Consider the following 22961-nt stretch of genomic DNA (forward strand, 5'->3'; position numbering starts at 1 on the left):
CGGTCAGAGCAGGACCACATCGAACTGCTCCTGCATGTACTGCTCGTCGGCCTGGAAGCGGATCGTCTTGCCGAGGAATTCCTCCAGCTCGGCCACCGCGGCCGACTCCTCCTCGGTGATCCGCGCCACCACCTTGGGCGAGGCGATCACCAGCAGGCGCGCGGCGTCGAACTGGCGCACCGCGCGGGTGATCTCGCGGAAGATCTCGTAGGTCACCGTCTCGGCGGTCTTCACCGTGCCGCGACCGCTGCACTGCGGACAGGTCTCCGACAGCTGGCGCTCCAGGCTCTCGACCGTGCGCTTGCGGGTCATCTCGACCAGGCCCAGCGGCGAGAAGTCGTACACCGTGGTCTTGGCGTGGTCGCGCGACAGCGACTTCTCCAGCGTCCGCAGCACCTGGCGGCGGTGCTCCGGGTCGGTCATGTCGATGAAGTCGATGATGATGATGCCGCCGAGGTTGCGCAGGCGCAGCTGGCGGGCCACCGCCTGGGCGGCCTCGAGGTTGGTGCGGTACACCGTCTCCTCAAGGTTGCGCTGGCCGAGGAACGAGCCGGTGTTCACGTCGATCGTGGTCATCGCCTCGGTCTGGTCGATGACCAGGTAGCCGCCGGACTTCAGCGGCACCTGCTTGTCCAGGGCGCGGCCGATCTCGTCCTCGACCCCGTACAGGTCGAAGATCGGGCGGTCGCCCGCGTACAGCTCGATCTTCTCGGCCAGCACCGGCATGTACTTGGCGACGAAGGCCTGCAGCCGGTCGTAGGTGTCGCGCGAATCCACGCGCACCTTCTCCACGTCGCGGCGGATCAGGTCGCGCACCGCGCGCAGCGGCAGGCTCAGGTCCTCGTAGATGATCGTGCCCCACGGCGCCTCGCGGCCGCGGCGCTCGACCACGTTCCATACCCGCGACAGGTAGGCGATGTCCTCGGCGAGCGCCTCGGCCGGCTGGCCTTCGGCGTTGGTGCGGACGATGTAGCCGTGGCCGCCATGGCTGGCCGACAGGTCGGCGACCAGCGTCTTCAGGCGCTGGCGCTCGGCCTCGTCCTCGATCCGCGCCGACACGCCGATGCTGCGCGACTGCGGCAGCAGCACCAGGTAGCGGCTGGGAATGCTGATCTGGGTGGTCAGGCGCGCGCCCTTGGTCCCGATCGGGTCCTTGACCACCTGCACGACGATGTCCTGGCCGTCGCGCAGCAGCTCGACGATCGAGGGCGTGGCCATCGGCTGCGGCGGCGCGTCGTCGGCGATGCCGGCATCGACCGGCACCGGCCGGATCACGTCGTTGGCGTGCAGGAACGCGGCGCGCTCCAGCCCGACTTCGACGAACGCCGCCTGCATGCCGGGCATCACCCGCTGCACGCGGCCCTTGTAGATGTTGCCGACCACGCCACGCCGCCAGCCGCGCTCGATGTGCAGCTCCTGCAGCATGCCGTTCTCGACCACCGCCACGCGGGTCTCGCGGGGAGTGACGTTGACCAGGATCTCCTCGGACATGCGCCCGCTCACCCGGCCACGGCGACGGCGGCGCCACCCGTCTGCGCCGGCGCGGCCGGCGGCGCGGCGAGCAGCCGCGCGGTCTCGTGCAGCGGCAGGCCCATCACGCCCGAGTAGCTGCCGGCCAGGTGCTCGACGAACACCTCGGCGCGGCCCTGGATGCCGTAGGCGCCGGCCTTGCCCATGGCCTCGCCGGTGGCGACGTAGGCGGCGATGGCCTCGTCGGCCAGCGCGGCGAAGCGGACTTCGGTCGTCGACAGGGCCTGGCGTTCGCCGGCCGCGTCGATGACGGTCACCGCCGACAGCACGGTGTGGGTGCGGCCGGACAGGCGGCGCAGCATCGCCGCCGCGTCGGCGTCGTCGGCCGGCTTGCCGAAGACCTCGTCGTCCAGCACCACCTCGGTGTCGGCGCCCAGCACGCGCGCGCCCGGCTCGCCGGCGACCAGCGCCCAGCCGGCCCGGGCCTTGTCGCGGGCGACCCGGCGCACATAGTCGGCCGCGGCCTCGCCCGGCGCCCGGACTTCCGGGACGTCGACGTCGAGCAGGCGGTAGGGTTGGCCGATCCGGTCCAGGAGCTCGGCGCGGCGGGGGGATTTCGAGGCCAGGTAAAGCATGGGCACAGGATAACCCGGCCCGGCTGGCTGAACCGTGGCCTGGCTGGCGGTTACGCCCCCAACCCCGGCCGGACTCACCGCGCGTTCATCCCCACGAACCGACCCTGCGGCACACCCCCGCACGGCCAGTGTCATCGCATCCCAGGAAAGGAGCCTTACATGCGTTATCCGATCGCCGCCCTGCTCGCCCTCGCCCTGTCGGCCCCGGCCGCCGCCCAATCCACGGGCGCCCCGACCCTCCCGCCCGACGCGACCCTGCTGTCGGTCTCGGCCCAGGCCGAAGCCAGCCGGGCGCCGGACATCGCCACGGTCTCGGCCGGGGTGGTCACCCAGGCCGCCGACGGCAACACGGCGATGCGCCAGAACGCCGAGCAGATGAACCGGGTGCTGGCGGCGATCCGCGCCGCGGGCGTGGCCGACAGGGACGTGCAGACCAGCGGCATCAACCTGCACCCGCAGTACCGCTACGAGGAGAACCAGCCGCCGCGCATCACCGGCTACCAGGCCAGCAACACGGTCAACGTGAAACTGCGCGACGTGGCGAAGATGGGCAAGGTGCTGGACGCGCTGGTGGCCAGCGGCGCCAACCAGATCAACGGCCCGTCATTCGGCATCGACGATCCGGAGCCGCTGTACGACCAGGCCCGCGTCGAGGCCCTGCGCCGCGCCCGCGACCGCGCCGAGACCTATGCCAAGGCGCTGGACCTGCGCGTGCGCCGCATCGTCAGCATCAGCGAAGGGGGCGCGGCGATGCCGGTGCCGATGCCGCGCATGGCGATGATGAAGGCCGATGCCTACGAGAGCACCCCGGTCGCCGCCGGCGAAAGCAGCGTGTCGGTCAACCTGGACGTGGTGTTCGAGCTGGGACGGTAAGAAGCTTTACCCTCGCTCCCGCCGGCGAGGCGGCATCTCTGCGCACTACCGGCACGCATGCCGCCACGCCCGCGTCCCATGGACGCGGGCCGGGGTGGGGAGCGGGTGCCGGGAATGAGGGTCGGTGAAAGCTGCGCTTGCCGACATCGGCAACGCAAGAGCAACGGTTTCGATGCGCGCCAGCTCCGGCGGGAGCCGCGCAGCGCGGGGGCGCCGGGAATGAACGAGGGCGCTGGCGACGTCTGGCGCGTCGCCACGCGCCTGTTGCCTCACCGCATCCACAGTTCACTGCTTGAAAGCATGACGTGGCCGTCTTCGGGCGGAGCCGCGGCAGCGCGGGGGGCGCCGGGAATGAACAAGGGCGCTTGCGACGTCTGGCGCGTCGCCGCGCGCCAGCTGCGTCACCGCATGCGCAGCGCTGCTTGAAAGCATTGGCGTGGCGAGCTTCGGTGGGAGCCGCGGCAGCGCGGGGGTATGGCGCATCGCGCGGTTCCGCCATCCATGGCCTGCTTGCGCCATACCCCCGCGCTACCGCGTCTTCCGGCGCGTTCGGGTCGTGGCTTCGTTCTTTGCACCCCTCTCCCTCCGGGAGAGGGGCAGGGGTGAGGGTCGGGACCTCTCGCCACGCGGGCATACCGACCCTCTCCCCAACCCCTCTCCCGGTGGGAGAGGGGCTTGGCGTGCCGTCGGCATCCATCCGACTTTGGTCGGGAATGTGACGCGGAGGCTTGCGCGCGGCGGAAGCGGAGGCGCAGTCTGGAAGCGGGCCATCGCGGCCAAACCCCTGCCGCCATGTCCGTGCGTTGTTTCCTCCGTCATTCCTGCAATGGAGGTGGATCATGGTTCGCACGCTGCCGTCCGATGACACCCCGCGCCTGGATTTCCAGCGCATCCTCGCCACCAGCTTCGCCATCGCCGTGCACGCGCTGGCCTTCCTCGTCCTGCTCGTACCGCTGGTCCAGTCGCCGGTGGAGATGACCCGCCCGGCCACCGAGCCGGAGCGCTGGAAGATCGTCGAAGTCCCGCCGCTTCCGCCCCTGCCGCCGCAACTGGTGCAGCAGCCGCAGCCCCAGCCGCGCACGATGCCGCGCGTCGAACCGCTCGCCGTGCCCGAGCCGCGGATGGCCCCGGTCGAAGCGGTGATCGACTTCGGCACGCTCGCCGTCGATCCTGCGCCCGCCGCCAGCACTACGGGCGAACTGGCTCCGGCCGGCAACGGCCAGCCGCTGCAGGGCGCCGAACTGCGTTACGCGGTGGCGCCACCGCCGCCGTATCCGCGCGATGCCCTCCGCACCGGCGCCGAAGGCGTGGTGCTGCTGCGCATCCTCGTCGACGTCGATGGCAAGCCGCTGGACGTGGCGATCGAGCGCAGCAGCGGCAACCGCTCGCTGGACCGCGAGGCGGTGCGCCACGTGCAGCAGCGCTGGCGCTTCGAGCCGGCGATGCGCGACGGCCGCGCGGTGCAGGCCTGGGGCCTGGTGCCGATCAGCTTCACCCTGCAGTAAGTACGACCTGCACGCGCTCCGGCGCGTGCAGGCTTCCACGTGTCACGCCGACGCGACGGCCGAGCGGCCAGCGCTACCTGGCCGCGCAACCGCGTGCGTCGCTCAGGCGCGGTGGTATGGGTGGTTGGCCAGCAGCGCCGCGGCGCGGTACAGCTGCTCGGCCACCACCAGCCGCACCAGCATGTGCGGCAGGGTCAGCGGACCCAGCGACCAGGATTCGGACGCGGCAGCCAGCACTTCCGGCGCATGGCCTTCGGGGCCGCCGATCAGGAACGCCAGGTCGCGGCCCTGCTGGCGCCAGTGCTCCATGCGCTTCGCCAGCTGTTCGGACGACCACTGCCTGCCGGGAACATCGAGCGCCACCACGTGCGCATTCTTCGGCAGCGCGGCGAGCACGCGCCTGCCCTCTTCCTCGATCGCACGCTGCGGATCGCGGCCCTTGCCGCGCATGCCCGGCTCGACCTCGACCAGCTCCAGCGGCAGCCAGTGCGAGAGGCGCTTGCGGTATTCGGCGAAGCCTTCCGCCACCCAGGGCGGAGCGCGCTCGCCGGTGGCGATCAGTCGGGCCTTCATGGCGCCCATGATAGCGGCGCGCGCCTGCACGCCGGGTATTCCGCGGCGACAGCGCTGATATGCCCGCGCATGCGCGTGCTACGGTCCGGCGGCCCGACGAGGCACCGTCCGCATCCGTTCCGGGAGGAACCCATGGACTTCCGCTCCTCCGCGCTCGGCCTGCTGGCCGCCCTCTGCCTCGCGGTGCCTGTGGTTGTCGCCGCGGAAGATGCGGCACCGGAAGCGTCGTTCGACTGGTTCGAGTACGCAGGCAGCGATCCGGTCGACGCGACGGCGAGTCCGGGGCCGGAGCAGTTCCGCAATCCTGTGCTGAAGGGCTTCTATCCGGATCCCAGCGTGGTGCGCGTCGGCGAGGACTATTACCTGGTCACCTCCACCTTCGGCTGGTTCCCCGGCATACCGGTATTCCACAGCCGCGACCTGGTGCACTGGACCCAGGTCGGCAACGCCATCGACCGCACGACGCAGCTGGACTTCGGCCAGCACGACCTGGTCAACGGCGTGTTCGCGCCGGCGATCGAACATCACGATGGCCTCTTCTACATCGTCAACACCTGTTTCCCCAACTGCGGCGGCAACTACGTGATCACCGCGAAGGATCCGGCCGGGCCGTGGTCCGATCCGGTGTGGCTGCCGGAGCTGGCCGGCGGCATCGACCCCTCGCTGTTCTTCGACGAGGACGGGCGCGCGTGGATCGTCAACAACGACCTGCCCGAAGGCGGCGAACGCTGGAACGGCCACCGCGCGATCTGGCTGCAGGAGTTCGACGCGAAGGCGCTGCGCACCATCGGCCCGCGCAAGGTGATCCTCGACGGCGGCATCGATCCGGCGGAGAAACCGGAGTATGTCGAAGGCCCGCACCTGTTCCGCCATGGCGACTGGTATTACCTCAGCGCCGCCGAGGGCGGCACCGGCGAGATGCACCGCCAGGTGATCCTGCGCAGCCGCCAGGTGACCGGGCCGTACGAGCCGTGGGCCCGCAATCCGATCCTGACCCAGCGCGACCTGCCGCGCGAGCGCCCGTTCCCGATCACGTCGACCGGCCATGCCGACCTGGTGCAGGCCCGGGACGGCCAGTGGTGGGCGCTGTTCCTCGGCAACCGTCCGTATCCACCGCTGCAAGGCCATTACGTCAACACCGGTCGCGAGACCTTCCTGATGCCGGTGCACTGGGAGGACGGTTGGCCGCGCATCGCCGAGGCCGGACAGCCCGTGCCGTACGTGCTCGATGGACCGCGCCTGCCGCGCAGCGACGAGGCGCTGCCCACCAGCGGTGGCTTCACCGTCCGCGACGAGTTCGAGGGCGACGCCCTGCCCCTGTACTGGATGACGGTGCGCAATCCTCGCGAGGCCTGGTACCGCCTCGGCGACGGCGCCTTGCACCTGCGCGCACGCGGGACACTGCTGGGGCAGCGCGACAATCCCTCGTTCCTGGCGCGGCGCCAGCAGCACCAGGACGCGGACGCCACCACGCTGGTGCGCTTCGCGCCGCGGCGCGATGGCGATATCGCCGGGCTGGCGGCATTCCAGAACGAGGCCTACTGGTACCTGCTCGCGCTCACCCGCGAGGATGGCGCGCTGAAGATCGTGCTGGACCGCCGCGACGGCCGCATCAGCGACGAACCGCTGACCGGGACGCGGCTCGCCGTCGCCACGCTGCCGGAACAGGCGGGCGAAGGACTGCGACTGCGCATCCGCGCCCGCGGTGCGGACTACGACTTCCAGTACGCGCTGCCCGGCGGGAACTGGCGCACGCTGGCCGCAGGCGTCGACGGCACCCTGCTCAGCACCGCGGTGGCCGGCGGCTTCACCGGCGCGGTGTTCGGCATATACGCGGCGCGGCACGGGCAGGCGCGCTGAGGGCAAACGCAACGGCCGCGCATCGAGGCGCGGCCGCTACGGGATTGCCTGCGAAGAAGCCGCCACGCATGCGCGGCGGCGCGGCGGATCAGCCGGCGTCCTGCGCCTGGGCCTGGTCGCCGACGGTCCACAGCCGTTCCAGCGCGTAGAACTCGCGCACGCGCGGCAGCATCACGTGGACGACCACGTCGCCCAGGTCGACCAGCACCCACTCGGCCTCGCGCTCGCCTTCCACGCCCAGCGGCATCGCGCCGAGCTTCTTGGCGAACTTGATCACCTCGTCGGCGATCGACTTCACGTGCCGGGTCGAGGTGCCCGAGGCGATCACCATGTGGTCGGTGACGCTGGTCTTGCCGCGCACGTCGATCTCGACGACATCCTTGGCCTTGATCTCCTCCACCGCGGCGCGCACGGACGCCAGCAGGCTCTCGGCGGAAGGCGGCGGTTCGGGGAGGCGGGTCTTGATGACGTGGGCGTGGCTGCTCAAGGAAGGCTCTGCGGAACGGGCGGAAACAGGGGCCGATTATACCGGCCGCGGGGGTGGCGCCGCCTTCACGGCTGGCGGTACAGGCCTTCGGCCTCGATATAGGCGGCGACGGCGGCCGGCACCTGCCCGCGCCAGGCCGGATCGCCGGCGGCGATGGCCTGGCGCACGGCGGTGGCCGATTCCGGGCGCAGCGGCTGGCGCAGGGCATGGATGGCGCCGGCCGGGGTCGCGGCCAGCCGGGCCGGATCGTCGGTCCAGCGGCCGGCGGCTTCGCTGGCCAGGGCCTCGGGCAGGTCGGCCAGGTCCTCGTCTGCGCGGGCGGCCACGACCAGGTGCGCCAGCTGCAGGAGTTCGCGCCAGCGGTGCCAGGTGGGCAGCGAGCGGAAGCTGTCGGCGCCGACCAGCAGGGCCAGCGGCGCCTTGCCGCCCAGTTCGGTGCGCAGCTCCAGCAGGGTATCGACGGTCCAGGACGGTCCATCGCGGTGCAGTTCGCGGCGGTCGACGCGCAGGCGCGGGTCGCCGGCAGTGGCCAGCTCCAGCATGCGGGCGCGCTGGTCGGCCGAGGCACCGGTGGCGTCGCGGTGCGGCGGATCGGCAGCCGGAGCCATCGTCACCGGCACGCCGAAGGCATCGGCGGCGGCGCGGGCGATGGCCAGGTGGCCGGCGTGCACCGGATCGAAGGTGCCGCCGTACCAGAGGGTCAGCACGCCATGCACGCCCGGGCTCAGCGGCTGGCGGCCAGCAGCCGGGTGGCCGGGGTTTCGGCGATCGCCAGCAGCAGCCGTTCCAGCAGCTGCCAGGGCTCGCCCGGGCCGCGGCCCTTCGCCGCGCGGTCGATGCGCGAGGCGTAGGCGACGAAGCGGTTCCAGCGCAGCGGCGTGGCGTGGCGCTGCAGCGCGCGCTTGAACGGCGCCTGGCGCGCTTCCCACAGGCCTTGCGACTTCATCTCCGCGGCCAGGTTGGCGCCGCGCGCCTGGGCCCGCGACAGCGCGGCGGCGCGCAGCAGTTCGCGGATCACCATCGGCATCAACCCGGCCACCTGCTCGCCCTCGGCGCGCAGGCCGGCGAGCATGCGCCGCACCTGCGCGGCCTGGCCGGAGAGCGTCGCCTCCAGCAGGCGGAACACGTCGTAGCGCGCGGCGTCGGCGACCAGCGACTGCATCGCCGCCAGGTCGAGCACGCCTTCCGGCGCCAGCAGCGCCAGCTTGTCGATTTCCTGCGCGGCGGCGAGCAGGTTGCCTTCCACGCGCTCGGCCAGGCCCTGCACCGCCTCGGGAGAGGCACGCAGGCCGCGCTCGCGCAGGCGCCGGTCGATCCAGCCGGGCAATTCGTGCGGTTTGACCGCCCAGGCGATGGAGACTACGCCGCGGCGGTTGATCGCCTCGACCCACTTGCCCTGGTGGGCCTTGCTCCAGTCGCCGGCGACGATGAGCAGGGTGACGTCGGCGGGCGGGTTCTCGCAGAAGCTGCTTACGACTTCGGCGCCGGTCTTGCCCGGCTTGCCGCTGGGCAGGCGCACTTCCAGCAGCCGGCGGCTGCTGAACAGGCTGGGCGCGTTGAAGCTGGCGGCCAGTCCGTCCCAGTCCGGGTCGCGGCCGTCGCCGTCGAAGACTTCGCGCTCGGCGCTTTCGGCGCGGGCGCGGGCGCGTACCGCGTCGGCGGCTTCGATCACGTGCAGGGTCTCGGGGCCGGCGATCAGGTACACCGGCTGCAGCGGCTGCGTGGCGGCCTGCGTCGCGAGCTGGTCGGGGCGCAGTTCCATCAGGACGCGTCCATCGACACCATCAGGGCGTGGGCGAGGACGGCGGGGTCGGCAGCGGCGCTTCGGTCGCGGCCGGCGCCACGGCGGCGCCACGCGCGGCCTCGGCGCGGACCACGCTGTCGATGCGGCGCAGGATGGAGGCGGCCATCTCGCGGCGCAGTTCGTCGGCGAGGATTTCGCGCTCGGTGCTGGTGCCGGTGGCGTTTTCCGGCGGCGACACGTAGTCGCGCGACAGTTCGACCACCTGCTGCGGCACCAGTTCGCGGCCGTCGGCCATGCGGAAGGTGAAGATGGTGGCGTAGCGCAGGCTGAACTCCTGGGCGCGGCCCTGGTTGTCGATCGCGATCGGCAGGTCGCCCCAGCGCTCGGACACGATTTCCAGCCGCGCCACGCGCGCCGTGCGGTCCCTGCCGACCTCCTCGCGCGAGGCGACGGTGGCGCCGGCGTTGCGCAGGTTGCGCTCGAGGGTGGTGACCAGCTCGCTGAAGGGGGTGGTCGAGGAGACCAGCACCGGCGGCGTGTCCTCCGGAAGCGCCAGGCGGTCGCGCAGGTGGAAACCGCAGCCGGCCAGGGCCAGCGCGAGGAGGACAGGCAACGCGTATCGGATCATGGGCGCAAGTCTGGACGAGCCGGCAGGCAGCGGCAACCGCCAGCCTGCCCGAGCGGCCGTGAACGGGCGTTGTAGGTGCTGGCGTGGAGGCCGGCCGCGGGTGGCGGGCTTCGGGCGAAGCCTCGGCGGGCCAGCAAACCAAGCAGTTGGGTCTGGCCCGCTTCGGACGGATCCGCGCGCAGCGCGGATCGGGGATGGAAGCTCAAGGCGTGGGGCCCAAGGCTCCTCCGCACCGACACGCGCCAGGCGGAAACAGCCGACGCTACCGCCCCCCCAAGTTGGGGGGGCTGTCCGCGCGCAGCGCGGACGGGGGGGATGGAGGCATGGCGAGCGGGACCCAAGGTTCCGCAGGAACCTTGGGGGCAGCGCGGCCTGCGGGCCGCGCGCCCCTGAGTCGCCCGTGCGCAGACCAAGCCGACGTCATAGCCCCCAGGTTGGGGGCGGATCCGCGCGCAGCGCGGATCGGGGATGGAAGCTCAAGGCGTGGGGCCGAAGGCTCCTCCGCACCGACAGGCGCCAGGCGGAAACAGCCGACGCTACCGCCCCCAAGTTGGGGGGCTGTCCGCGCGCAGCGCGGACGGGGGGATGGAGGCATGGCGAGCGGGACCCAAGGTTCCGCAGGAACCTTGGATGCAGCGCGGCTGCGGGCCGCGCTGCACGCCGTCAATATCGTGGCTGCTTAAGCAGCCACGATATTGACGATCTTCCCCGGAACGACGATGACCTTGCGGATCGTCAGGCCTTCCAGGTACCTGGCCGCGTTCGGCTCGGCCTTGGCCAGGGCTTCGATCTGGTCGCGCGGCAGGTCGGCGGCGACCTCGATGGTGCCGCGCAGCTTGCCGTTGACCTGCACCGCCAGGGTCACGGCGTCGCGCACCAGCGCGGCCGGGTCGGCCTTCGGGAACGGCACGTCCTCCAGCAGCGTCTCCGGGTGGCCCAGCAGCTGCCACAGGGCGTGGCTGGAGTGCGGGGTGATCGGGTTGAGCAGCAGCACCGCCGCCTCCAGCGCTTCCTGGCGCACGGCGCGGCCCTGTTCGCTGGCGTCGTCGAACCTGGCCACCGCGTTCATCAGCTCCATCACCGCGGCGATGGCGGTGTTGAAGCTGTGGCGCTTGCCGTAGTCGTTGGAGACCTTCTCGATGGTCTCGTGGGTCTTGCGGCGCAGGGCCTTCTGCCCGGCATCGAGCGCGGCCACGTCCAGCGCCGGGGCGGCGCCCTCGGCGGCGTGCTTCTGCACCTGCGACCACAGCCGGCGCAGGAAGCGCGCCATGCCGTCGACGCCGGCCTCGTTCCACTCCAGCGACTGCTCCGGCGGCGCGGCGAACATCGAGAACAGGCGCACGGTGTCGGCGCCGTACTTGTCGACCATCGCCTGCGGGTCGACGCCGTTGTTCTTCGACTTGGACATCTTCTCGGTGCCGCCGACCAGCACCGGCTGGCCGTCGGCGCGCAGCACCGCCCCGGTCACCCGGCCCTTGTCGTCGCGCTGCACGTCCACGTCGGCCGGGTTGATCCAGTCCTTGGAACCGTCCGGGTTCTCGCGGTAGTAGGTGTCGGCAATGACCATGCCCTGGGTGAGCAGGTTCAGCGCCGGCTCGTCGCTGTCCACCAGCCGCGCGTCGCGCAGGAGCTTGTGGTAGAAGCGGAAGTACATCAGGTGCAGGATCGCGTGCTCGATGCCGCCGATGTACTGGTCCACCGGCAGCCAGTAGTTGCCGCGCTTGTCGACCATCTCGCGCGCCTGCGGCGAGGTGTAGCGGGCGTAGTACCAGCTCGACTCCATGAAGGTGTCGAAGGTGTCGGTCTCGCGCTCGGCCGGCGCACCACACTCGGGGCAGGTGCACTTGCGCCACTCGGGATTGGTCTTGATCGGGGAGCCCGTCCCGCTGAACTCCACGTCCTCCGGCAGCACCACCGGCAGCTGGTCTTCCGGCACCGGCACCGCGCCGCACTTGTCGCAGTAGATCACCGGGATCGGGCAGCCCCAGTAGCGCTGGCGGCTCACGCCCCAGTCGCGCAGGCGGTAGTTCACGCGGCGCTGGCCGCGGCCCTGGCGCTCGAAGCGCTCGGCCAGGGCCTCGAACGCGCCCCAGTAGTCCAGGCCGTCGAACTCGCCGGAGTTGACCAGCTCCAGGTCGTCGCGCGACTTGTCACCGTACCAGTCGCGCCAGGTGTCGGCGTCCCAGCTCTTCTCGTCCTCGTTGCGCGGCGACTTCAGCGAGATCACCTGCACCTTGCGCAGGCCGTACTTGCTGGCGAACTCGAAGTCGCGCTGGTCGTGGCCGGGGACGGCCATGACCGCGCCGGTGCCGTATCCCATCAGCACGAAGTTGGCGACCCAGATCGGCACCTGCTCGCCGGTGACCGGGTGCACCGCCTTCAGGCCGGTGTCCATGCCGCGCTTTTCCTGGGTCTCCAGCTCGGCCTCGGACACGCCGCCGCGCTTGAGCTCTTCCAGGAACGCGGCCAGCTCCGGCTTCGAAGCGGCGGCCTTCAGCGCCAGCGGGTGTTCGCCGGCGATCGACACGAAGGTCACGCCCATCAGCGTGTCCGGGCGGGTGGTGAACACGCGGATCGGCTCCAGCGCGGCGCCGGCGCCGTCGACCACGTCGAACTGGATCTCCAGGCCCTCGGAGCGGCCGATCCAGTTGCGCTGCATGGTCTTGACCGAATCCGGCCAGCCCGGCAGCTCGTCCAGGCCGTCCAGCAGTTCCTGGGCGTAATCGGTGATGCGCAGGAACCACTGCGGGATCTCGCGCTTCTCGACCAGCGCGCCGGAGCGCCAGCCGCGGCCGTCGATCACCTGCTCGTTGGCCAGCACGGTCTGGTCGACCGGGTCCCAGTTCACCACCGCGTTCTTGCGGTAGGCCAGGCCCTTGCGCATCAGGCGCACGAACATGCGCTGCTCGTGCACGTAGTACTCGGGCGTGCAGGTGGCGAACTCGCGCGACCAGTCGATGGCGTAACCCAGCGACTTCAGCTGCGAGCGCATGTGCTCGATGTTCCTGTAGGTCCACTTCGCCGGGGCGACCTTGTTCTTGATCGCCGCGTTCTCGGCCGGCAGGCCGAACGCGTCCCAGCCCATCGGCTGCAGCACGTTGTGGCCGGTCATGCGCTTGTAGCGGCTGATCACGTCACCGATCGTGTAGTTGCGCACGTGGCCCATGTGCAGCGCGCCGGACGGGTACGGCAGCATCGACAGGCAGTAGTACTTCGGCTTGTCGGAGGACTCGGAGACCTCGAACGCACGGGTGGTGCCCCAGAACTTCTGGGCGGCGGCCTCCACCTGGCGGGGATCGTAGGACGAGGCGTTTTCGGGAACGGCGGACATGCGGGTTCGCTGCGGCTGCGGCAAAGTCGCCAAGGGTACCGCAGCGCAGCATCGGGCTCCACTTGGCGGCCCCGGCGGGGGGTGCCGCCGGACCGCGTGGCGGCGGCCCTCCACGGCCCGCCGGCCGGCTCCCCGGAACGCCCCCGGCAGCGGCTACCATCGGCCGGACCCACCGGAGACCGTCGGATGCGCGTACTGCTGCTGTCGCTGGTCCTGCTCGCCCCTGCCGCCGCCCTGGCGGTCCCGCCGGAACCGGCCGAACTGCACTGCGGCCGGCTGTTCGACGCCCGCAGCGGCCGCCTGCTCGGGCCGCATACGGTGCAGGTGCGCGACGGCCACATCGCGGCGGTGCGGCCCGGCATCCCGGAGGCCTCGGCCGCCGGCGCGGTCGACCTGCGCGGGCATGCCTGCATGCCCGGCTGGACCGACCTGCACGTGCACCTGGAGGACCAGTCCAGCCCGCAGAGCTACGCCGAAGGCTTCCGCCTGGACCCGGTCGACTACGCCTTCCGCAGCGTCGGGTACGCCGAGAAGACCCTGCTGGCCGGTTTCACCAGCGTCCGCGACCTCGGCGGCGACGTCGCCCCGCACCTGCGCGACGCCATCGCCCAGGGCCGGGTCCGCGGCCCGCGGATCTTCGCCGCCGGCCGTTCGATCGCCACCACCGGCGGCCACGCCGACCCGACCAATGGCTGGAACCACCTGCTGTCGGACCTGCACGGCCCGCCCGGCCCGGCCGACGGCGTGGTCGACTCGGTCGACGGCGCCCGCCAGGCCGTGCGCCAGCGCTACAAGGAAGGCAGCGACCTGATCAAGATCACCGCCACCGGCGGCGTGCTGTCCTACGCCCGCTCCGGCGACGCGCCGCAGTTCACCGACGAAGAGGTGCGCGCCGTGGTCGAGACCGCGCGCGACTACGGCTACCGCGTCGCCGCCCACGCCCACGGCGCCGAGGGCATGAAGCGCGCGATCCGCGCCGGCGTCACCAGCATCGAGCACGGCACCTACATGGACGAGGAGGCCATGCGGCTGATGAAGCAGCACGGCACCTGGTACATCCCGACCATCCACGCCGGCCGCTTCGTCGCCGACAAGGCGAAGATCGACGGGTACTTCCCCGAAGTGGTGCGGCCGAAGGCGGCGCGGATCGGCGCGCTGATCCAGGAGACCGCCGGCAAGGCCTACCGCAACGGCGTGAAGATCGCCTTCGGTACCGACATGGGCGTCGGCCCGCACGGCGACAACGCGCGCGAGTTCATCTACATGGTCGAAGCCGGCATCCCTGCCGCGGTGGCGCTGCAGGCGGCGACGATCCGCGCCGCCGAGGTGCTGGGCGTGGACGACCAGGGCGTGCTCGAGGCTGGCAAGCGCGCCGACATCGTCGCCGTGCCGGGCGATCCGCTGGCCGACATCAACGTGGTCATGGACGTGGCCTTCGTGATGAAGGACGGCGTGGTCTACCGGGCGCCGGACACGCCATGAGCGGCGAATGGCTCGGCTACGTGGGCGCCACCCTGACCACCGCGGCCTTCGTGCCGCAGGCGCTGAAGACCCTGCGCAGCCGCGACACCCGCTCGATCTCGCTGGGCATGTACGTGATCTTCACCGTGGGCCTGTGCTTCTGGCTGGCCTACGGGATCGCGCTCGGTTCCTGGCCGATGATCCTGTCCAACTGCATCACCCTGCTGCTGGCGCTGCTGATCCTCGCGCTCAAGCTGCGCCACGGTTGAACGGCAGCGCCGGCGCGGTCGCCGCGACCGCGCCCCAGGCCAGCCACAGGCCGAACGCGATCCGCTGCGCCAGCGCCGCGCCAACCCAGCCGCTGCCGAGGAAGCCGCAGACCACGACCAGCCCGGCGGCGGCGATCGTGGCGATCGCGAACCTGCGCCAGCCCGGCGCGTGCCACAGGCCGCCGCTCGTCAGCAGTCCGCCCACCGGGAAGGCCAGCGCCCACAGCAGCCACGCGGTGGCGTGGTAGCGGCCGATGCCGCCGTCCAGCGATTCCAGGTCCAGCGGCAGCACGCCCTGCGCGGCGAAGCCCAGCGCCGCCAGCAACAGCAGCTGCGCGCCGATCCGCGCCGGCCAGCCGCTGCCCTGCGGCAGGCGCCGGCGCAGGTCCAGCGCCAGCCAGGCGCCGACCAGTCCGGGCAGGACGAAAGCGAACAGGCCGAACAGGCTGCCTCGCCATTCCAGCTGTTGCGCGCCGAGGACCGCCAGCGGATGGCGCAGATGCGAGAAGCCCTCGGTCGCCAGTCCCGCGACCAGCGCGGCCATCACGGTGCTGGCCAGCGCCGCCAGAGCCAGCGGCAGGCGCAACCGCTCGATGGTGTTCATGCGTCCCTCCAGTGGAATACGTCCTCGATGCCGGCCCCGAGCGCGCGTGCGATGCGGAAGGCCAGTTCCAGCGAAGGCGCGTAACGCCCCGCCTCCAGCGCGATGATGGTCTGCCGGGTCACGCCGCAGGCGTCGGCCAGCGCCTGCTGGGTCATGCCGCCGCGCCCGGCGCGCCAGCGGCGGATGTCGTTGCCGACCGGCGTACCGGCCATGGACCTCGCTCCCTGACGGACGGATGTAAAATCCACCTTACATCCGCACCCTCCGATGTCAAGTCGACCTTACATCGGCTTGTAAGCTGCGCCCTCCGGCTCCATCTCGGCGCCATCCGCCCACTCCCACGGAATCCTTCATGGCCGACCTGCCCCACGTCATCGACGTCACCACCGACACCTTCGAAAGTGCGGTCCTGCAGCAGTCGCTGCAGACGCCGGTGCTGGTCGACTTCTGGGCGACCTGGTGCGGACCGTGCAAGTCGCTGACCCCGATCCTGGAGAAGCTGGCCGCCGAATACGGCGGCGCCTTCGTACTGGCCAAGGTCGACGTCGACAAGGAGCAGCAGATCGCCGCCGCGTTCCAGATCCGCTCGGTGCCGACCGTGTTCCTGCTGATCGGTGGCCAGCCGGTCGACGCCTTCCAGGGCGCCCTGCCGGAAGGGCAGCTGCGCCAGTTCCTGCAGCAGCACGGCATCGAACCGCTGGCCGCCGAACAGGCGCCGGACGAGGCCGCCCCGCTCGATCCGCACGCCGAAGTCGTGCGCCTGCGCCGCGAACTCGAAGCCGCGCCGGACAACGACGGCCTCAAGCTCGACCTGGCCCTGGCCCTGCTGAAGATCGGCGGCACCACCGAAGCCACCCAGCTGCTCGACGCCCTGCCGGCCAACCTCTCCACCGACGACCGCGCCGTACGCGCCCGCGCCCGCCTCGGCTTCGCCGCCCTGCTCAAGGACGCCCCGCCGGTGCCGGTGCTGGAACAGGCCATCACCGCCAACCCGGACGACCTCAAGGCCCGCCACCTCCTCGCCGTGCACCACCTGGTCGGCGGCGACGCCGCCACCGGCCTGGAGCAGCTGCTGGAGATGCTGCGCCGCGACCGCGCCTACGAGGACGGCCTGCCGAAGAAGGCTCTCATCGACGCCTTCCGCGTGGTCGAGGACGAAGACCTGGTCGGCCAGTACCGCCGCAGGATGGCGTCGCTGCTGTTCTGAGCAGCCACCACCCCTCTCCCACCGGGAGAGGGGAAACAAGAGCGAAGCCACGCTCCCAAAGCGCCGAAAGACGCGGTAGGGCAGCTGGCGCGTGGCGACGCGCCAGACGTCGCCAGCGCCCTCGTTCATTCCCGGCGCCCCCCGCGCTGCCGTGGCTCCGTCCGAAGCCGACGGCATCAACGCAGTTGCCATTGCTCTTGCCGATGAGCGCTCAGAGCAGTCGTACGCAAAACAGACGCAGGCCGCACCCTGATTGGAAGCGTCGGGAATCTGACGTCCTTGCGAGCAAGCCAGCTCGTCGGCGCCCGACCCTCACCCCTGCCCCTCTCCCGGTGGGAGAGGGGAGCGAGAGCGAAGCCATGTCCCCAAAGCTCCGGAAGACGCGGTAGCGCGGGGGGTATGGCGCAAGCGGCACATGGATGTGCCGCGTTCGCGAGCGCAGTGCAAGCGGTGAGTCGGCTGGCGCGTGGCGACGCGCCAGCCGTCGCCAGCGCCCTTGCCCATTCCCGGCGCGGACGCGGAACCGCGCGATGCGCGATACCCCCGTGCTGCCGCGGCTCCGTCCGAAGCCCGCGTACCCCAACGCCTTTGCAGTTGCAGTTGCAGTTGCAGTTGCGGTTGCAGTTGCAGTTGCAGTTGCAGTTGCAGTTGCAGTTGCAGTTGCAGTTGCTGCTGCCGTGACAGTCACCGTCACGCTCGCCGCAGCGCCCGCACCACCGCCCGTTACATCCCCCTGAACCGGTGCACGAACGCCGCGCTTACCGCCAGGCGTTCCTCGTGGTTCTTCAGGCTCAGCACGTACCGGCCCAGCTCGCTGCGCGTCACCCGGTCGATCGCCTGCACCCGCACCACCGTCCCCCGGTGCACCTGCCAGAATTCGTCCGGATTCAGCCCCGCCAGCAGCTCCTTCAACGGCGTCCGGATCACCCCCTCGCCAGTGGCCGTCACCACCCGCACGTACTTCTCGCTGGCCTGGAAGAACAGCACCTCGTCGATGCCGATCATGCGCACGCTGTCGCCGGCGCTCGCCGTGATCCAGCGGATCAGCCGCTCGCCCTGCGGACGCAGCCGCGCCTCCAGGTCGTCGATCAGCGAACGCAGGTCCGCGCCGCCGTCGCGCTGGCGCGCGGCCAGGCGCTCGCGCAACCGCTCCACCGCCTGCTCCAGCCGCGACGCCTGCACCGGCTTGAGGATGTAGTCGGCGGCGCCGGCCTCGAAGGCCTTCACTGCGTAATCGTCATAGGCCGTCGTGAACACCACCAGCCCGCCCTGCGCGACGACTTCCCGCGCCACGTTCAGCCCGCTGACACCGGGCATGCGGATGTCGAGGAAGGCCACGTCCGGCCGCTTCCCGTCCACCGCCTCCAGCGCCGAGACCCCGTCCTCGCAGACCGCGACCACTTCCAGCCCCGGCCACGCCTGCAGCAGCTGCTCGTGCAACGCGCGCCGCTGCGGTGCCTCGTCCTCGGCGATCAGCGCGGTGACGCGCACGTCTCCGTTGTCCGTCATGCCTCCTCCATCGCGCACGGCACTTCCACCTGCGCCACCACGCCCCCGCGCGGCCCCGGCTGCAACTGCAGGCTGGCGCGGTCGCCGAAGCGGTGCGCCAGCTGGTCGCGCACGTTGGCCAGGCCCATCCCGCCACCGACGCCCGGCTTCAGCCCGGCACCATCATCGACCACCCGCACGCGCAGCCGCCCGTCTTCGCGCTCGGCCACCACGTCGATGCGGCCAGGGCCGGGGCGCGGCTCGATGCCGTGCTTGATCGCGTTCTCCACCAGGGTGATCAGCAGCGACGGCGGAAATGGATGCGCGCGCAGTTCCGGCGCCACCGAAATCGTATAGGTGAGGCGTCCGCCCATGCGCACCCGCATCAGCTCCAGGTAGCTGGCGCAGATCTCCAGCTGCTGGCCCAGGGTCGCGTGCAGGGACTGGCCGTCGCGCAGCTTGGGGATGGTCGCGCGCAGGAAGCCGACCAGCGCATCGAGGGTGGCCTCGGCCTGCGCCGGATCCTGCCGCACCAGCGCGCGCACCGAGGCCAGCGTGTTGAACAGGAAGTGCGGCTCCACCTGCGCCTGCAGGACGCCCAGGCGCAGGTCGGCCTCGCGCACCCGCGATTCCAGCTCGCCCACCTCGCGCGCGTGCTGGTCCGCTTCCCAGCGGCGGCGCTCGCTGAAGTACGCGCGCAGCGCCAGGCCACCGCCGAACAGACCGTAGATCACCACCAGCGCGGCCACGTTCAAGGCCAGGCCGATCGCCTTGGCCACCGGACCCAGCTGCGGACCCGGCGTGGACTTCAGGCCCATCGCCGCCAGGTGGGGCTGCATCAGCTCCGCCACGTAGGCCGAAGCCACCTTGTCGACGCCATAGCTGATCACCATGCCCGCGAGGACCGCCAGCACCACCGCGCGGCGCTCCGTGGCTTCCGGCCAGCGGCGGCGGCGCACCGCCGTGGCCATCGCCGGACCTAGCGTGGCCATCAGGCTGAAGGCGATGAAGTGGGCCAGGCCACCACGCAGGCCGGCGCCCCAGTCCTGCACCGCCAGGCCCACGCCGGTACCGGTGAACATCGACACCACCGCGATGACGCTGCACACCAGCAGGCTGCGGCCGGCCAGCCAGCGCAGGCTGAACACCGGGTACTGGCGGTAGCGGCTCCACACCGCGTTGCCGCCCAGCAGAACGGCCGGCGGCAGCACCTGGCCCAGCGGATAACCGGAACGTTCGCTCATCGATCAGTCCTCAGGCCGTGCGGCGTCCGCTGCTGCCCGGAAGCAGCAGCGCGAGCAGGGCGGCGGCCGGCGCCAGCAGGGTGGTCAGCATCTCCATGGCCGTATCTCCTCAGCGGCCGGCGCCAGCGGCGGCCGGCGTGCGCGCACCGCGCAGCACCTGGCCGCCCTGGTGCAGCTCGAGCGACTCGACCTGGCCATCGGCGCCGCGCAGGAAGCGGATCTCGATGCCGAAGGCCGGCGCCTCGAAGCGGTCCTTCGCCGCGGCCTCCAGCTCGAACGCCCCCTGCCCGGTGGCCTGCGCCAGCAGCTTGCCGCCTTCGCTGCGCACGTTCAGCGAGAAGCCCGGCATCAGCGGATAGTCGCCGGCGTATGCAGCCAACTCCGCGGCGGTGGGTGCCGGCGCGGCGGTCGGATCGATACGCGTAGCCGGGAGGATGCCGCCCATCTGCAACCAGGTGAAGGTATAGCTGCCATCGGCCTTGCGCGTCGGACGCAGGACCGCGTCGAGCTTCAGCGGGAAGAAATCGCCGGCATCGTCGTGACCCATTTCGAACTCGCCCTGCCCGGCCGGCTGCACGAACAGCTTGCCGTCGCGGTGGCCGAGGGTCATCTTCATCGCGCCCTGCAGCTGGTATTCGCCGGCCAGCGCTTCCAGCAGCGCCGGATCGGCCGCGGCCAGCTTGCGCGGCTTGCCCAGCGGCAGCGAGGCATCGACCAGGTGGTTGCCCAGGCTGCCGAGGCCACCGATCGAGTGCAGCGCGGTGTCGGACAGGACCACCACGCCGCGCTGCTGCTGCGGATCGATCGCGACGTACGAGGAGAAGCCGCCGGTGCCGCCCTCATGGGCCAGCACGGTGCGTCCGGCCCCCGGCACCATCAGCCAGTTCATGCCCATCGCCGGCTTCTCCGAGACCTGTTCGTGGGTCTTGGCCAGCGCCGCGGTGATCGGCGCGCCGGTCCAGCCCAGGCCGCCCTGCACGTACTTCATCATGTCGTCGAGGGTGGCGCGCACGCCACCGACGCCGGCCAGGTTGGTGGCGAAGTGCCAGGCCGGGGTGGCGCGGGTATCGGGCGTGTGCCCGGTCGCCGCGCGCACGCCTGCAGGCGGCTGGTTGACGTGGGCGCGGTCCATGCCCAGCGGCTTGAACAGGCGCTCCTTCGCCAGGGTCTCGAAATCGGTGCCGGCGCGACGGGCCACCGCATACGACAGCACCATCGAGGCGAAGTTGGAGTATTCGAACTTCGTGCCCGGCGCCGACGCCAGCTGCGCATCGCCCAGCGAGGCCAGCAGCGCGGCCTCGTCGAGGTTGGCGTAAGGATCGGCCATGGTCGTGGCACCGAGCCGCGACGGCAGCGCCGGCAGGCCGGAGGTGTGGGTCACCACGTGGCGCAGCAGGATCGGCTGGCCGTTGAAGTCGGGCACCTTCGTGCCTTCCGGCAGCCACGAGGCCAGGGTGTCGTCCAGCGAACCCTTGCCCTGCAGGATCAGGTCGGCGAGCAGCGCGGCGGTCATGGTCTTGCTGACCGAACCGATCTCGAACGCCGCGTCCGGACCGATGCGCGCGGCGTCGGCCGGGTTGGCGCACTGGAAGGTGCGGGCGACCTGCGACTTCTCGACCACGGCGACGGCCATGCAGGCCCCGGTACGGTCGCCGTCGATGCGCTGGCGGACGATGCCGGCCAGCTCGGCGTCGGTCATCGCATGGGCGAACCCGGGGACGGACAGCGTGGTGGCAAGGGCGGCAACCAGCGCGGCGGGACGGATGTTCATGCAGCACCTCCTGTGTCGTGATGGGGCCATGCTGCCGGAGCCGCCGGCAAGCGTGCGGGCTTGCGACGAACCCCCGCCTGCGGGCGACGAACCGCGCGGGAGGATACATGGATGCTCTGGTCTCCCCCCTCCCACCGGGAGAGGGGGTGGGGGTGAGGGCCGGGTGCCAACGGCGCCGTAGTGCCGACTTTCTCCCCCGGGCTCCGCTCCGCCCCCCGTCTCACCCCGGAGGGAGAGGGAAACAGGAGCGAAGCCACGAGCCCAACGCGCCGAAAACCGCGGTAGCACGCCTCCGTCCGAAGCCAACCACGCCAGTGCTTTCGAGCAGCGCTGCGCATACGGCGAGGCAGCTGGCGCGTAGCGACGCGCTTCAGTCCGCCAGCAGCCGCTCCACCGCCACCCGGTAGCGCGCTGCGATCGCCTCCCGGTCGCGATGGCGGCCGTCCGACACGACCTGCTCCCCGGCCACGTACACGTCGCGCACCAGCGGCCGGTTGCCGGAGAACAGCCAGCGGTCCACCACGTCCTGCTCACGCGCGCCGGCGAACACCGGCGAAGCCGTGTCGAGCACGATCCAGTCGGCGGCCATCCCCGGCGCCAGCTCGCCCACCGGCTGGCCGGTGGCCTGCGCGCCGCTGGCCAGCGTCCCGCGCAGCAGCGCCTCGCCGACGCTGTCGCCCTCGCCGCCGGCGGCCATGTTGCGGCGGCGCGCCTGCAGGCGCTGGCCGTACTCGAGCCAGCGCAGTTCCTCGACCGGCGACACCGAGATGTGCGAATCCGAGCCGACCCCCCAGCGTCCGCCAGCGGCCAGGTAGTCGCGCAGCGGGAACAGGCCATCGCCGAGGTTGGCCTCGGTGGTCGGACACAGCGCCACCGTGGCGCCGCTGCGCGCGATGCCGGCGACCTCGTCGGCGGTGAGGTGGGTGGCGTGCACCAGGGTCCAGCCCGCGTCGACCGGCGCGTTCGCCAGCAGCCATTCCACCGGCCGCGCATTGCGCACCGCCAGGCAGTCCTGCACCTCGCCTACCTGCTCGGCGATGTGGATGTGCAACGGGATGTCCGCCGGCAGGGCGGCCAGCGCCGCCGACAGCGCCTCGGCCGGCACCGCGCGCAGGCTGTGGAAGGCCACGCCCACGCGCAGGGTCGCGTCCTCCTGCGCGCGCAGGGTTCCGAACAGGCGCAGGAAGCCCTCGAGGTCGTGGCCGAAACGCCGCTGCCGCGCCGACAGGGGGCGGCGGTCGAAGCCACCGGTCATGTACAGCACCGGCAACAGGGTCAGGCGGATGCCGGTGTCGCGCGCCGCGGCGACCAGCGCCTGCGACATCGCCGCCGGATCGGCATAGGCGCTGCCGTCCGGCGCGTGGTGCAGGTAGTGGAACTCGCACACCGTGGTGAAGCCGGCCTCGAGCATCTCCACGTACAGCTGCGCAGCCACCGCGTACAGGCTGTCCGGATCGAAGCGCGCGGCGATCCGGTACATCGCCTCGCGCCAGGTCCAGAACGAGTCCTGCGGATGGGTCTGGCGTTCGGCCAGCCCCGCCATCGCCCGCTGGAAGGCGTGCGAATGCAGGTTGGGGATGCCAGGCAGCACCCAGCCGCCATTGCCGCCGGCCGCAGGTGGCGCGGCCACGCAGCCATCCTCCACTGCCGGCGCGGCATCGCGGCGCCAGCCGGCGCGGGTCCACATCAGGGAAGCGTCGCTCGGGATATGCATGCGCGCATTCTCGCCGGAACCGGTGGCGCTGGCGATCCGGTGACGCGCCGCACCCCACACCGGCCCCCAGCCCCGGCGGACGGCCCGATAGAATCGG

The 22961-nt window shown here is 71.6% G+C and carries 20 protein-coding genes; 6 read left to right on the forward strand and 14 right to left on the reverse strand.

Translation table 11 applies throughout. The features are described 5' to 3' along the window. Positions 1–3: 3 nt before the first annotated feature. Together rng and M503_RS0103275 are read right to left on the reverse strand one after the other, a co-directional pair. On the reverse strand, positions 4–1491 hold the full coding sequence (rng, locus tag M503_RS0103270) for a ribonuclease G (RefSeq protein WP_028928092.1): 1488 nt from the start codon (positions 1489–1491) through the stop codon (positions 4–6). An 8-nt stretch (positions 1492–1499) separates the two neighbouring features. Beyond that, a complete protein-coding gene (locus M503_RS0103275) occupies positions 1500–2105 on the reverse strand; it encodes a Maf family protein (RefSeq protein ID WP_028928093.1) in 606 nt (201 codons plus the stop codon). 159 nt (positions 2106–2264) lie between these two features. On the opposite strand from M503_RS0103275, the gene M503_RS0103280 reads away from it, so the two are divergent. Together M503_RS0103280 and M503_RS0103285 are read left to right on the forward strand one after the other, a co-directional pair. Continuing rightward, positions 2265–2978, forward strand: a complete 714-nt coding sequence (locus tag M503_RS0103280) for an SIMPL domain-containing protein (RefSeq protein WP_028928094.1) — start codon at positions 2265–2267, stop codon at positions 2976–2978. 839 nt (positions 2979–3817) lie between these two features. Beyond that, positions 3818–4483 (forward strand): energy transducer TonB, encoded by a 666-nt coding sequence (locus M503_RS0103285; protein ID WP_028920798.1) that lies wholly within the window; start codon positions 3818–3820, stop codon positions 4481–4483. A 102-nt stretch (positions 4484–4585) separates the two neighbouring features. Here M503_RS0103285 and rlmH read toward each other — a convergent pair whose 3' ends face one another. Continuing rightward, complete coding sequence (gene rlmH, locus M503_RS0103290) at positions 4586–5056, reverse strand: 23S rRNA (pseudouridine(1915)-N(3))-methyltransferase RlmH (protein WP_024870455.1); 471 nt, start codon at positions 5054–5056, stop codon at positions 4586–4588. A gap of 132 nt (positions 5057–5188) precedes the next feature. Between rlmH and M503_RS0103295 the strand changes: the two genes are divergently transcribed. Continuing rightward, positions 5189–6916 carry a glycoside hydrolase family 43 protein gene (locus M503_RS0103295; RefSeq protein WP_037060365.1) on the forward strand — a complete coding sequence of 576 codons (1728 nt, stop codon included), beginning with the start codon at positions 5189–5191 and terminating at the stop codon, positions 6914–6916. A gap of 88 nt (positions 6917–7004) precedes the next feature. Here M503_RS0103295 and rsfS read toward each other — a convergent pair whose 3' ends face one another. The 5 genes from rsfS to leuS all read right to left on the reverse strand — a co-directional run bounded on the left by rsfS (position 7005) and on the right by leuS (position 13106). Beyond that, positions 7005–7403, reverse strand: a complete 399-nt coding sequence (gene rsfS / locus M503_RS0103300) for a ribosome silencing factor (protein WP_028920796.1) — start codon at positions 7401–7403, stop codon at positions 7005–7007. Between the two features lie 65 nt (positions 7404–7468). Further along, positions 7469–8110 carry a nicotinate-nucleotide adenylyltransferase gene (gene nadD, locus M503_RS0103305; RefSeq protein ID WP_028920795.1) on the reverse strand — a complete coding sequence of 214 codons (642 nt, stop codon included), beginning with the start codon at positions 8108–8110 and terminating at the stop codon, positions 7469–7471. Positions 8111–8127: 17 nt separating this feature from the next. Beyond that, positions 8128–9165: a DNA polymerase III subunit delta gene (gene holA / locus M503_RS0103310; RefSeq protein WP_028920794.1), complete on the reverse strand. Its 1038-nt coding sequence runs from the start codon at positions 9163–9165 to the stop codon at positions 8128–8130. A gap of 22 nt (positions 9166–9187) precedes the next feature. Then, entirely contained in the window at positions 9188–9775 is a 588-nt protein-coding gene (lptE, locus tag M503_RS0103315; RefSeq protein WP_024870450.1) for an LPS assembly lipoprotein LptE, read from the reverse strand. Between the two features lie 679 nt (positions 9776–10454). Further along, on the reverse strand, positions 10455–13106 hold the full coding sequence (gene leuS / locus M503_RS0103320) for a leucine--tRNA ligase (RefSeq protein WP_028920793.1): 2652 nt from the start codon (positions 13104–13106) through the stop codon (positions 10455–10457). Positions 13107–13292: 186 nt separating this feature from the next. Between leuS and M503_RS0103325 the strand changes: the two genes are divergently transcribed. Both M503_RS0103325 and M503_RS0103330 read left to right on the forward strand, forming a co-directional pair. After that, a complete protein-coding gene (locus tag M503_RS0103325; RefSeq protein ID WP_028920792.1) occupies positions 13293–14588 on the forward strand; it encodes a metal-dependent hydrolase family protein in 1296 nt (431 codons plus the stop codon). Continuing rightward, a complete protein-coding gene (locus tag M503_RS0103330; protein ID WP_028920791.1) occupies positions 14585–14836 on the forward strand; it encodes a SemiSWEET transporter in 252 nt (83 codons plus the stop codon). Before M503_RS0103325 ends, M503_RS0103330 begins: the two co-directional genes overlap by 4 nt. Here M503_RS0103330 and M503_RS0103335 read toward each other — a convergent pair. Then, on the reverse strand, positions 14817–15440 hold the full coding sequence (locus M503_RS0103335) for a DUF998 domain-containing protein (protein ID WP_028920790.1): 624 nt from the start codon (positions 15438–15440) through the stop codon (positions 14817–14819). The genes M503_RS0103330 and M503_RS0103335 overlap by 20 nt on opposite strands. Continuing rightward, positions 15437–15652: a helix-turn-helix transcriptional regulator gene (locus M503_RS0103340; RefSeq protein WP_024869372.1), complete on the reverse strand. Its 216-nt coding sequence runs from the start codon at positions 15650–15652 to the stop codon at positions 15437–15439. The genes M503_RS0103335 and M503_RS0103340 overlap by 4 nt, the downstream gene beginning before the upstream one ends. 140 nt (positions 15653–15792) lie before the next feature. Between M503_RS0103340 and trxA the strand changes: the two genes are divergently transcribed. Continuing rightward, positions 15793–16647: a thioredoxin gene (trxA, locus tag M503_RS0103345; RefSeq protein ID WP_028920789.1), complete on the forward strand. Its 855-nt coding sequence runs from the start codon at positions 15793–15795 to the stop codon at positions 16645–16647. 723 nt (positions 16648–17370) lie between these two features. Here the strand turns inward: trxA and M503_RS0103355 are convergent. From M503_RS0103355 to M503_RS0103375, 4 genes are all read right to left on the reverse strand, one after another. Next, the gene (locus tag M503_RS0103355) at positions 17371–18156 is read right to left on the reverse strand and encodes a LytR/AlgR family response regulator transcription factor (RefSeq protein WP_028920788.1); all 786 of its coding nucleotides are present in this window, start codon (positions 18154–18156) and stop codon (positions 17371–17373) included. Beyond that, positions 18153–19379 carry a sensor histidine kinase gene (locus M503_RS0103360; RefSeq protein WP_028920787.1) on the reverse strand — a complete coding sequence of 409 codons (1227 nt, stop codon included), beginning with the start codon at positions 19377–19379 and terminating at the stop codon, positions 18153–18155. The genes M503_RS0103355 and M503_RS0103360 overlap by 4 nt, the downstream gene beginning before the upstream one ends. A gap of 109 nt (positions 19380–19488) precedes the next feature. Beyond that, positions 19489–21150 (reverse strand): serine hydrolase, encoded by a 1662-nt coding sequence (locus tag M503_RS16755; protein WP_051414186.1) that lies wholly within the window; start codon positions 21148–21150, stop codon positions 19489–19491. A 370-nt stretch (positions 21151–21520) separates the two neighbouring features. Beyond that, positions 21521–22864, reverse strand: a complete 1344-nt coding sequence (locus tag M503_RS0103375; protein ID WP_028920786.1) for a formimidoylglutamate deiminase — start codon at positions 22862–22864, stop codon at positions 21521–21523. Between the last annotated feature and the right edge of the window lie 97 nt (positions 22865–22961).

Source organism: Pseudoxanthomonas suwonensis J47 (assembly GCF_000513955.1).
Lineage (GTDB): Bacteria > Pseudomonadota > Gammaproteobacteria > Xanthomonadales > Xanthomonadaceae > Pseudoxanthomonas > Pseudoxanthomonas suwonensis_C.